This window comes from Paucihalobacter sp., assembly GCF_036825875.1.
GTDB lineage: Bacteria > Bacteroidota > Bacteroidia > Flavobacteriales > Flavobacteriaceae > Paucihalobacter.
This window is the reverse complement of record NZ_DAISXK010000029.1, coordinates 25202-36424: the sequence shown is the minus strand read 5'-3', so window position 1 is coordinate 36424 and position 11223 is coordinate 25202. Positions and strand designations below refer to the sequence as shown.

The 11223-nt window shown below is 39.0% G+C and carries 8 protein-coding genes and 1 pseudogene; 6 read left to right on the top strand and 3 right to left on the bottom strand.

Annotated features, from left to right (window positions below):
• A pseudogene (locus V7Z48_RS09450) lies at nucleotides 1–953 on the bottom strand (urocanate hydratase); the annotation flags it as partial.
• Between the two features lie 151 nt (nucleotides 954–1104).
• On the opposite strand from V7Z48_RS09450, the gene V7Z48_RS09445 reads away from it, so the two are divergent.
• On the top strand, nucleotides 1105–1722 hold the full coding sequence (locus tag V7Z48_RS09445) for an NAD(P)H-dependent oxidoreductase (RefSeq protein ID WP_334113174.1): 618 nt from the start codon (nucleotides 1105–1107) through the stop codon (nucleotides 1720–1722).
• Nucleotides 1712–3598, top strand: coding sequence for a monovalent cation:proton antiporter-2 (CPA2) family protein (locus tag V7Z48_RS09440; protein WP_334113173.1), 1887 nt, complete (start codon nucleotides 1712–1714; stop codon nucleotides 3596–3598). The genes V7Z48_RS09445 and V7Z48_RS09440 overlap by 11 nt, the downstream gene beginning before the upstream one ends.
• Here V7Z48_RS09440 and V7Z48_RS09435 read toward each other — a convergent pair.
• Nucleotides 3591–3749, bottom strand: coding sequence for a DUF5522 domain-containing protein (locus tag V7Z48_RS09435; protein WP_334113171.1), 159 nt, complete (start codon nucleotides 3747–3749; stop codon nucleotides 3591–3593). The genes V7Z48_RS09440 and V7Z48_RS09435 overlap by 8 nt on opposite strands.
• 47 nt (nucleotides 3750–3796) lie before the next feature.
• On the opposite strand from V7Z48_RS09435, the gene V7Z48_RS09430 reads away from it, so the two are divergent.
• Both V7Z48_RS09430 and V7Z48_RS09425 read left to right on the top strand, forming a co-directional pair.
• Complete coding sequence (locus tag V7Z48_RS09430) at nucleotides 3797–4120, top strand: hypothetical protein (protein WP_334113170.1); 324 nt, start codon at nucleotides 3797–3799, stop codon at nucleotides 4118–4120.
• 523 nt (nucleotides 4121–4643) lie between these two features.
• Nucleotides 4644–4955, top strand: coding sequence for a hypothetical protein (locus V7Z48_RS09425; protein WP_334113169.1), 312 nt, complete (start codon nucleotides 4644–4646; stop codon nucleotides 4953–4955).
• 107 nt (nucleotides 4956–5062) lie between these two features.
• Here V7Z48_RS09425 and V7Z48_RS09420 read toward each other — a convergent pair whose 3' ends face one another.
• Nucleotides 5063–9349 carry an Ig-like domain-containing protein gene (locus V7Z48_RS09420; protein WP_334113168.1) on the bottom strand — a complete coding sequence of 1429 codons (4287 nt, stop codon included), beginning with the start codon at nucleotides 9347–9349 and terminating at the stop codon, nucleotides 5063–5065.
• Nucleotides 9350–9491: 142 nt separating this feature from the next.
• Here V7Z48_RS09420 and V7Z48_RS09415 point away from each other — a divergent pair, with 142 nt between their 5' ends.
• Together V7Z48_RS09415 and V7Z48_RS09410 are read left to right on the top strand one after the other, a co-directional pair.
• Entirely contained in the window at nucleotides 9492–10406 is a 915-nt protein-coding gene (locus tag V7Z48_RS09415) for a 1-aminocyclopropane-1-carboxylate deaminase/D-cysteine desulfhydrase (RefSeq protein WP_428849898.1), read from the top strand.
• Nucleotides 10403–11221, top strand: a complete 819-nt coding sequence (locus V7Z48_RS09410) for a glucosaminidase domain-containing protein (protein WP_334113166.1) — start codon at nucleotides 10403–10405, stop codon at nucleotides 11219–11221. The genes V7Z48_RS09415 and V7Z48_RS09410 overlap by 4 nt, the downstream gene beginning before the upstream one ends.
• Nucleotides 11222–11223: the final 2 nt, after the last annotated feature.

The window sequence follows — 11223 nt, the reverse complement described above, 5'->3', positions numbered from 1 at the left end:
GCTAGCGATACGACTTCTTTTTCAATTTTAGCTTTTGATACTCTCGAGATTAGTGAATCAAGATCTGTAATAATTTCATCTATCCAACCTTGGTCAAATCTAATTTGTGTTATTTTTGGATTTACTTCTGCGCAAACCGTAATACAACCAGCAATATTACCAGCCTTTGGTTGTGCACCGCTCATGCCGCCTAATCCAGAGGTTACAAATAAACCGCCTTTAGGTGGCTTGTTTATTTTTCTAAACCCATTCAAGACTGTTATTGTGGTACCATGAACAATGCCTTGCGGGCCGATATACATGTAGCTACCAGCGGTCATTTGGCCGTATTGGGTAACACCCAGTGCGTTGTATTTTTCCCAATCGTCTGGTGCTGAATAATTTGGAATCATCATGCCATTGGTTACAACAACTCGTGGTGCTTTTTTGTGCGAAGGAAACAAGCCTAATGGATGTCCGGAGTACATTACTAAGGTTTGCTTATCCGTCATTTGGGATAAGTATTGCATGGTTAATAAGTACTGCGCCCAGTTTTGAAAAACGGCACCATTGCCGCCATAGGTGATCAATTCATGCGGATGCTGAGCTACTTTGGGGTCTAAGTTGTTTTGAATCATCAACATTATTGCTGCGGCTTGTTTGCTTTTAGCAGGATAGTTGTCTATCGGTCTGGCATACATATCGTAGACTGGTCGAAACCTGTACATGTAAATGCGTCCGAATTCATTTAATTCGTTTTTGAACTCTTTGATGAGTTCAGCGTGATGTTTAGGTTTGAAATATCGCAAGGCATTTTTTAATGCTAATTTTACTTCTTCATCCGTCAGTATTTTTTTTCTTTTAGGTGCATGATTTACCTCCAAGTCATAGGGCTTAGTTTCAGGTAAGGTATCTGGAATTCCTTCCAAAATGGCCTTTTTAAAAGTTTTGTATTTTGTTGAAAGCGTTTTCATGGCGTGTTGGTTTATTATGGCCACCTCAATAAATATTTAAGTTGGCATCTACACAAAGTTATTAAATACTTACTTGAATGACATTTCTATTTTTAAAATTCTAACTTTAAATTTGTTCAAAAGATGTATCTTTCCATAATTTGAAAAATGAATGAGAAAAAATAAAATTTTAATACTTTTTGCGCATCCTTTGTATGAAAAGTCTTATGCCCATAAAGCTTTAATAAAAAATATACCGAACACTGAAGATGTTAGGTTGCACGACTTGTATGAGCTTTATCCTGATTTCAATATAAATATTAAATACGAACAAGAGTTACTGCAAGAACACGATATAATAATCTGGCAACATCCAATGTATTGGTATAGTTGTCCACCACTTTTAAAACAGTGGATAGATATGGTTTTAGAGTATAATTGGGCTTACGGTAATAAGGGAAATGCCTTACGAAACAAATTAATTTTTCAAGTCATTACAACCGGAGGAAAAAAAGAAAATTACGCATCTACGGGTCGAGACCGTTATACCATTCAAGATTTGTTAGAGCCATTTAATCAAACTGCTCTGGTCTGTAAAATGATTTATTTGCCCCCTTATGTAGTTCATGGAACCCATCAAATGCAAGAAGCCGATTATGAGGCAAGTGGTAAATCTTATGGTATTTTTCTATCAGAATTATTAAGAATCGATATCCCAACAAACCAAGTTTTAAAGTATGACTATTTTAACGATTGGTGTGAAAAAGAACTAAAGCTATATGGAAACTAACATTTTATTAGAATCGATCTTATACTTGGCCGCTGCGGTCATATTTGTGCCGATTGCCAAAAAGGTTGGACTAAGCTCTATCTTGGGATATTTATTTGCAGGTATTATGATTGGTCCTTCGGTGCTTGGACTTATTGGGCAAGATGGTGAAGACATCATGCATTTTGCTGAGTTTGGTGTGGTTATGATGTTGTTTTTGATTGGTTTAGAGCTAGATCCTTATAAGTTTTGGAAAATGCGAAAATTTATAGCCGGCATGGGATCACTGCAAGTGATAGGCACCACGGTTATTTTATTTTTCGGCTTACAATTATTTTTAGGTTGGAACTGGCAGGTGGCATTGATTATTGCCATGGCTTTGGCACTGTCTTCAACAGCAATTGTTTTACAAACGCTTAAAGAAAAGGGGCAAAATAATACATCTTTGGGACGTTCATCGTTTGCGGTTTTGTTATTTCAGGATATTGCGGTAATTCCGATTCTGGCCATTATTCCGCTATTGGTTTCAGAGGTAAGTGGTGGTGATAATCTAGAGCTTAATGGCTCCTTAATATCCGAATTAGCCGGTTGGTTGCAAACATTGGTAGTTGTTGCCATGATATCCGCTATTTATTTTTCTGGACGCTATGTGCTTGTTCCGCTGTTAAGAATTGTGGCTAAAACACGACTACAAGAATTGTTTACAGCGTCGGCTTTATTGGTAGTTGTGGGCGTATCGTACCTAATGCAGTTGGTGGGACTGAGTCCTGCACTTGGCGCATTTATGGCTGGTGTGGTATTGGCAAACTCGGAGTTTCGTCACGAATTAGAAGGTGATATTGCGCCGTTTAAAGGACTTTTACTCGGTTTATTTTTTATAGGCGTGGGTGCGTCAATCAACTTTAATTTGATAATTGCAAATCCTGTATTCATTTTAGTATTTGTACTGGTACTTACTGTTTTGAAATTTTTAGTTTTATTTGGCGTTGGCTTAATTTACAGGAAGAAAATTGATCAAAATCTTCAATTCTCAATTGGTTTAAGTCAGGCAGGCGAGTTTGGCTTTGTTATTTTAAGTTTTTCTATGGGTTTACAATTGGTGCCCAATGATTTGGCGAATCAAGTTTTAGCGGTTGTAGCCCTCAGCATGTTGATTACGCCGTTTCTTACCTTAATTAATGAAAAATATATTTTACCCAATGTTGGTGTGAAGGAAAAGGTGGAGGATAGCGATGATGAAATTCATGAGCAAAATGAAGTCATTATCGCTGGTTTTGGGCATTTTGGCAGCACCATCGGTCGCATGTTGCGCGCCAATAAAATTGATGTTACGGTATTAGACCACGATGCAGATAGGGTAGAATCGTTGAGGAAAATGGGTTTTAAAGTTTATTATGGTGATGCCACGCGTCTAGAGCTATTAAAATCCGCAGGTGCAGAAGACGCCAAACTTTTTATAGCAGCGATTGACAACCCTGCGGTTAATTTACAATTGATAGAGGTAATTAGAAAGAATTTTCCAAACGTAAAAATATTGGCCCGAGCCAGAAACCGTATTGATGCCTATGAGCTTATTGATCACGGCGTAGAAAATTTTTACAGAGAAACCTTATACACGGCAATTCACATGGGTGTGGATGCTTTGGTACAATTAGGCTTTAGAAAATATACAGCTACAAGACAAGGTCAGCAATTTATAAGATACGACGAAGAAACCACCAAACGGCTGGCAGAGAAGCGCCACGATAAAATGGCTTATATGGTTACCGTACAAGAAGAAGTGGAGTTACAAGAAGAATTATTAAAACAGGATTTGCATTTACAGCTTGGCGGTAACGACCATTCGTGGGATAGTGAGTATTTAAAAAAGGATGCCAACAACCGAAATTTTAAGTAGTTTTAGATTTGTTATTGAAACCATAAGGGCAGTGTCGGCAACCACTTTCGCAACAATAGCCACGTTTTAAATGGTATTGTTCCGTAAAGCAACGATAACCTTCTGGTGTTAAGTAATAATCGCCTTCTTCTATGGGGATAATTTTCTTCATGGGTGCAAAGATACTGGATTTTAAAAGTACTTTTTAAGGGAAAATTTATGATTTTAATTTCTAAATATTTGGTTCCGAAAGGGTATACAGGAATAGCCTTGTTTCCATTTATTGTTTTAAGGCAATCCCGAATGAAGCATGATCCAGTACTGATCAATCATGAAAAGATTCATTTAAGACAGCAACTAGAATTACTTATTATACCCTTTTTTATTTGGTATGGTTTAGAATTTTTGATTAAGTATTTAAAATATAGAAATTGGCGAATGGCTTATTCCAATATTTCCTTTGAGCGAGAGGCGTATGCGCAGGAAATGGATTTAAAATATTTAGAGCAACGCCGATTTTGGGAATTTAGAATTTATTTGTAAATTCAATTAAATTTATTTGGATCTGGGATTGAATTTTCTACAATCTAATTTACCTACTGATTTTCAGATATATACAAAAATCTGTCACTATGCCATACATTAACCATGCCTTTGATATGCCTTTGGTAGGGGTGAGGGGTGCTGTATGGTTACTATTTATTGTGATACGACGCTACCTATGCAGAAAAAGCTTTGGCGGACAGTACTTAGTCGCTTGTACTGCGCTCTGCTGTGATGACAAGCCCCGTTCGTTTGTCATTTCGACGAAGGAGAAATCCCATCCTGTTGCTCGCGTGCTGTTGTTCACGCACTGCTACTCACGTCCTGTTGCTCAAGCCTCGTAAATCAATAGTATGTGCTTATACTGATGCGACTCCGCCTGCGCTAAAAAAGCTTCGGCGGACAGGTCCTTTGTCGCTTGTGCTTCGCAATCACTGTTATGGTTATGATTGATTGGGTATGGGGTCGGGTATGGGTGCTTGCGTTTTTTTCTTATTTTTATTATATTATTTATTTTCGAACGATGACGAAGGTTAAAATACAAAGTACATATCGAAAACAATTAGCGGCGCTTGATGCTTCCATAGAGACGTTAAATAGAGAAAAATTAAAGGTGTTATTTGCGGCACTTGGTATTGCAGTGTCTAAGGATGAATTTGATGAGTTATTGGGTTGGAGACTGATTAAAGTGAGTGTGCCGGAAAGGCAGATGGCGATTCAGTTGAATAAACTTTCGTCTTATTTGCCACAATTAAAATTTGTTATTGATCCAGAATCGGAGTTGTTCACGCTTAGGCAAGGCGATTATGACAGAAGCACACGAAAAAGGCGTTGATGCTTATTGCTCAAGATAAGCAGATGGGTGATGTTTAATCGGCACCAAAAATCCCAAAACCTCAACTATTTAAAATTGAGGTCTTGGGGTAAGTTTTTAGGGAAGGTTTAAAACATAATTTTCTTGGTGGTCACAAGGCCATTGGTCAGTTCTACAGTTACAATGTAAGTGCCGTTGCTTTGATGCTGCGCATTGAATTTAAATTCAGTTTGATTGATATTTGAATGCTTGCCTATCATGCGACCTAATACATCATGAATAGTTACTTTACTAATATTTTGGCTGGGTGATAGTACCCTTACTTCATTGTCATTTTTGTAGATACTTATTGTGGCTGCAGAAGCACCGTTTACACTTAAAGTTTCATTTGTATAGCGCAACTGAAAGCGGTTATTAAAGCGTCCAGTGTTTTCTGGCGTAAAGAAATAGGGTGCTTGTTTTAAATCATGAATGACTCCTAATTCTAGATCTTCTAAGTAAATATTTTGATCATGCGCAAACAGACCGTCTATCTGATTTATTGCTATGGTATGAACACCAGATCCAGAAACTATGACACCTAGCGGTACGATATCCGTATCTAAAAACGGTAGGCTTCTTCCTTGTATGGACATGTTTTCGTTTGCAATTCTGGAGTAAATGGTTTGTGCAGTATTGTTTATGATATAGGCATCGAACAATCGGTCTTTTTCGTTGGTAGCTTCAGGTAGATAACCGATAAGCGTAGTATTAACGTTTCCTGTTGGTTCTAACAAATCTAACCAAATACGATGTTTTTCAAGAACCTCGGTATTTCTGAAAAATTGATCATTATTATTTTTTACCCGCATGCTGTTATTGAAAGTTACGTTTTGAGACGTGCTGCCAACATCTTCTTTCAGAACAAAAAATCCTTGTCCAGCCCCTATATTTCCATCAAACCCTGGCGGATTTGCTCCTGTGGTATTATAGGCCAAATAATCGGCAATGGTATAGTTATAAGCGAAATCCCCATAAAAAGGATCCACATTAGAAGGAGACCCGAGAATATCAGTACCATGCGTCCAGAGATAAATGGTACCGTTTACGTTTGTATTAGCCGATGTAAAGGCTGCTGCATCGATGGCAGAGGGATAAGGATTGCCTAGAAGGTTCCAGTTGTCATCTAAGGATGTGGCGTCGGTATTACCAGCTCCTGGGTAATTTCCTCCTATATAGGTGCCCCTCGTGATAGTTTGGTTTATGAGTCCGTTGTTTAAACGTCCGTTAAAATTGGCGATGTACTCTTGAGCTGTATTAGGGAAGGTATTCGGACCTCTTATAATATAACCTTTACCTGCCGTCATAATTCCGGAGGCTGTTGCCCACTCACCGTAATTGCCAGCGCCATTGCCTACTACGGTAGGGATCCATTCATACATTAACGACGGATTGGTATTTGGAGATACATCGGTAACATTGAAATTGGCCACTGGAGACGACCAATACACATAATCTAGGCGTCTAATATTGGTGCTTCTAAACAAATCCGCTCCGCCTGCGCCTGTATTTGGCACGTCGTCAATTTGAACGACGTTGGCGCCATTTCTAATGTTGAGCGTTGCCATGGCTTCCATGTTGATGGCTTCGGTGACGGTGAGGTTGTTTGATGACAAAATATCGAGATAGCCACCATTTTTAATTGATAAACTTTTTGCCTCAGCCTCATAAAATACGGGAGGTAGCGGACCGGAATTGTCAGGAATCAAGCAATCAAAATAGTTAGTTATTATAACGCAATTGTCCTCTGTTGGTACACCATAGGGAAGCCAGTTATCATGATCGTTCCAGTCTACAGAGTTATTTAGATCGCCATGCCATACTTTGGTATTATTGGTAATGGTTATGCCTTCTGAAATTGGACAGCCGTTAGATAAAGTAATATCGGCTGCAATATCAAAAGAATTGAGTTCTAACTGGTCTAAAGTTGGTCTGATATAAACTGTACCAGCTGGTGTGCCCGCAATATAAGGTGTTGTAAAGCCAGCGTCAAGAAATGCATCGATGGCAGGTAAGCTGGTCCAAGTAAAGGCAGGAACGACAGGTCTTTCTCCAAAAAGCTTGATATTATCTACAGCGACACCATCTCCCCAGCCACTCATAAACCTTATTCTAAAACTTAAATTATTAGCGTTATCGTAGGCCGATAAATCGATGTTTTGAGGTGCGAATCGTGTGCCAATACCCACACTCGCATTATAGGTGTTTACTGTGTTCCAGCCACCGCCGTCATTTACCTGAACATCAACAAAATCTCCAAAAACGGAATAGTACATGTCAAATGTTAAGGTGAGGTTGGTGACATCTGTGGCATCTACTACGGTGCTTAACTGTAAAAATTGTTCAACCCGTGTCGTGCCCGGCGGACCTGGTGCTGCTGGTGGATTTACATCCGAGGTCGACATTACAAAATTATTGCTACCAAAACCTGATGAAATTGCAGGAAACCACACTAAGGTATTGTTAGGCACATAAGCGCTCGTTTGGTTGGTCCATTGGGTATCAATATCATATGGTGCACCATTAGCGTATCCGAGTTCGTTTTGAAAGACTCCTAAAGTGCCGCTTTCAAAATCTTCATCTACTAAATATACAATTTCTGTATCGCCGCTTGCATTAATTGTGATAGCGCTATCTTCGCCGCATGCCTCTAGGGTAGGTGGATCAAATGTAACATCAGAAACCGGATTAATTATAGCCTTTACCGGAACTCTTACTAAGGTTTGGCAACCATTTTGTGCGGTAACATAGTAGGTGGTTGTGGTGGTTAGGGCTGGTGTTGTATAAGTTCCTGTTAGGGTGTTCGCCAGCAAACTACCGCCTGTTTCACTGTCGTACCAATTAAACGAGGCACCGCCAAGGTTTGAAGTGGCTGATAAAGTTACGGTACCCGGGCCGCAGTTTTCACTATCTGTTACTGAGGTAATACGGGCGTCACAATTTTCGATAACGGTAAAAAGATAATCTTCTGCTTCGCCATCCCAAAATTCGTTAAAGTAATTTGGAAAATCTTCACAGCTATTAAAATTATAATTTAGAAAAAAAGGACCATCTATATAGGTGTTATTTCTTATTCTTATACGATATTCTCCAGGTGGAGTTCCCATAGGAATTATGACACCAAAAGTAGCTGAAGTGGTGGTTACATCATCTGTATCATATACTAGTTCGCCAGCATCTTCAAAGCTTCCATTTTGATTCCAATCTACCCAGGCCTTTACGCGACTCCCTCGATTGCAATTAAAAAATATGTTCATTCCTTCACCCTGAGCTTGAACTGCATTCGGAAGGCCAGTCCAATCTTGGTAACCTGCGGCAAAACCTGAATTATTATTTGAAACGTCGTTTAAGGTACCTAAGAATTGAATATCATCAATGAATGTAAAAGCTGGGTCATCGGAGTTTGGCTCACAGTATACAATGCCTGGTGAGGTAACACAAATATCAAAAGTGCCTTGATTGCCGTTGGCACCCCAACTGTAAACTCTAACGTAATAAGTGTCTCCGACGGTTAATCCTGAGGCATTGATGACTTCAATATCTGCGCCATCTGTGTCATCGGCACAAGCTATATTCGTCCCGTTGCAGGCACCTGACCTTAATTCAATTACAGCATCATTTAAAGTGCCAGGGGTTACGGTTATATCATGATTGGTTTCAGTGGCTTCAAAACTAAACCATACATCATCATCGGCAGCACCAGTAAAACCGTTACATATAATGCCAGGTATACTTTGGGTTGCGCCAGTTGTTGTTTCTGAGGTAGAAACTGCACAGTTTGTATCTGGGTTTACGGTTAAAGAAGTTGCATTATTACAATCATTATTCGAGGGGGTGCTTGAAATACAAAGACTGTTTAAGGTCATATTGTTATTATTCCCGACATTAACTACTTTTATGTAATATACGCCATTTCCTAAAGTCGATTGGATAACCTCAGTTTGGCCAGAATTGTTGTTTGTATCGTTGTTTGCGCATTCAATTTGAGTTAAACCAGTACAACTTGCGGTTGATGAGATTAATTGTAAAAATAAATTTCTGTTTCCAGATTGACCAGTGATAGTAACATCTCTCGGTCCATCGGTAACCGTAAAAGTGTACCAACCTTGTCGTCTGAATGTTCCAATAGGGCAGCCTACATTGGTTATATTGGGAGCTGTTTGAGGAGTTGCTGAGATTGTTCCAGATGTGCATGCGCCATCAATAGTTATAGACGTAGCGGTTGCACAAGTTGCGCCTTGCCCAAACCCCAAAAAAGGCACCATCATTACCAATAGGAACACCGGTAAAGTACTTGCTACTTTGTTTAAGTTTTTGAAGGTGTGGGTTATAAAAAGTAGCTTTGGGCGTAATTTAGTAATCGTAATTTTAGTCATAGCACATTGTTGGTATTAATAAAATTATCAAGAAAAAGTTAAATTGTGTTACTTGTACGATGAAAGCATCATTTATTCGACAAAGTTAAATAACTTGTAGAAAATTTAGTTAATATACATGTATATCAATTATTTATAGACCTTGAATTTTAGTCATTTTAACATACAAAACGAACTTATTTACACCTCTCGACAAGGTGTAGCGCTATGGCTTAAACGGGAGGATTTGATCCATCCTTTGGTTTCAGGAAATAAGTTTAGAAAACTTAAATACAATCTCGAAAAGGCCAAAATGCTTGGGTTGGATACTTTGGTGACTTTTGGGGGTGCTTTTTCCAATCATATTGCGGCCGTGGCGGCTGCGGGTCAACTTTATAATTTTAAAACGGTGGGTATTATAAGAGGTGAGGAGCTAGAAGAAAACCTTGAGAATAATCCTACTCTAGAATTTGCTAAAAATGCTAGAATGACCATGAAATTTGTTTCAAGAGCTTCTTATCGTGAAAAAACTAACGACACGTTTCTTATGAGGCTAAACAACGAGTTTCCCAATGCCTATATTATTCCCGAAGGCGGCACCAATCAGCTGGCTGTGAAAGGCTGTGAAGAAATTCTTACGGAGCAAGATGCACTGTTCGATATAATTTGTTGTCCGGTTGGCACTGGTGGCACTATTTCGGGCCTTATCAATAGCGCGTTACCACATCAAAAAATTCTGGGATTTCCGGCACTAAAAGGTGATTTTTTAAGTTCGGAAATTAGTAAATTTGCACAAAAGCAAAATTGGGAGCTCATTAGTGACTATCATTTTGGTGGCTATGCGAAAATAAATGTTGAATTGGTTACGTTTCTCAATAGGTATTATCGTGATTTCGGCATAAAATTCGATCCTGTTTATACTGCTAAAATGATGTATGGCATAATGGATTTGATTGCTAAAGATTATTTTAAGCCTAACACGCAATTGTTAGCGATTCACACTGGTGGATTGCAAGGTCTTAAAGGGATGAATAAAAAACTGAATAACAAGCAATTACCCTTAATTAATTTTGAATGAATAGGTATTTAATTTTATTTTTCTTAGGAATATTCATCGTGAGCTGCGGACCGAAAAAGGGAGTTGTCACTAAAAAAAAGAAAAGTAAAACGGAGCGCGTGGTTACGGTGGAAACACCCAGCCAGCCCAGTCCGAAACCAACGCCTCGTCCTGAAACTGCGCCACCAACATCAACGCCCATTAATTCTACCGAAGCTTATATTAACGCCTTTAGTGATATTGCCATGATAGAAATGCGCAATTACAAGATTCCTGCAAGTATTACGCTTGCTCAGGGTATTTTAGAATCGGGTGCTGGACGCGGTAGGTTGGCCGTTGAGGCCAATAATCACTTTGGGATAAAGTGTCACGGATGGACTGGCGAAAAAATATACCACGATGATGACGCTGCCCAGGAATGTTTTAGAAAATACGACCAAGCCCTGTCGTCTTTTGAAGACCATTCTAAATTTTTAACTGGCAGAAGTAGATACGCGGATTTATTTACGCTGAAGGAAGATGATTATAAAGGTTGGGCTAGGGGCTTACGAAAGGCGGGTTATGCCACGGACAGGCAATACCCTGAAAAATTAATCAGTTTGATTGAGCGCTATCGTTTGTATGAATATGATGACATGGTTTTGGGAAATAAAGCGAGAACATCGAGCGAAGTCGATGGTAGCGGCGATAATGATTCAACTATTCACACCGTAAAAGCAGGCGATACATTGTACTCTTTATCGAAAAAATATAATACAAGCGTTGAAAGCATACAGCAATTAAACGGTTTAACTTCAACAAGTTTATCTGTTGGGCAAATCTTAAAAATCAAATAAAA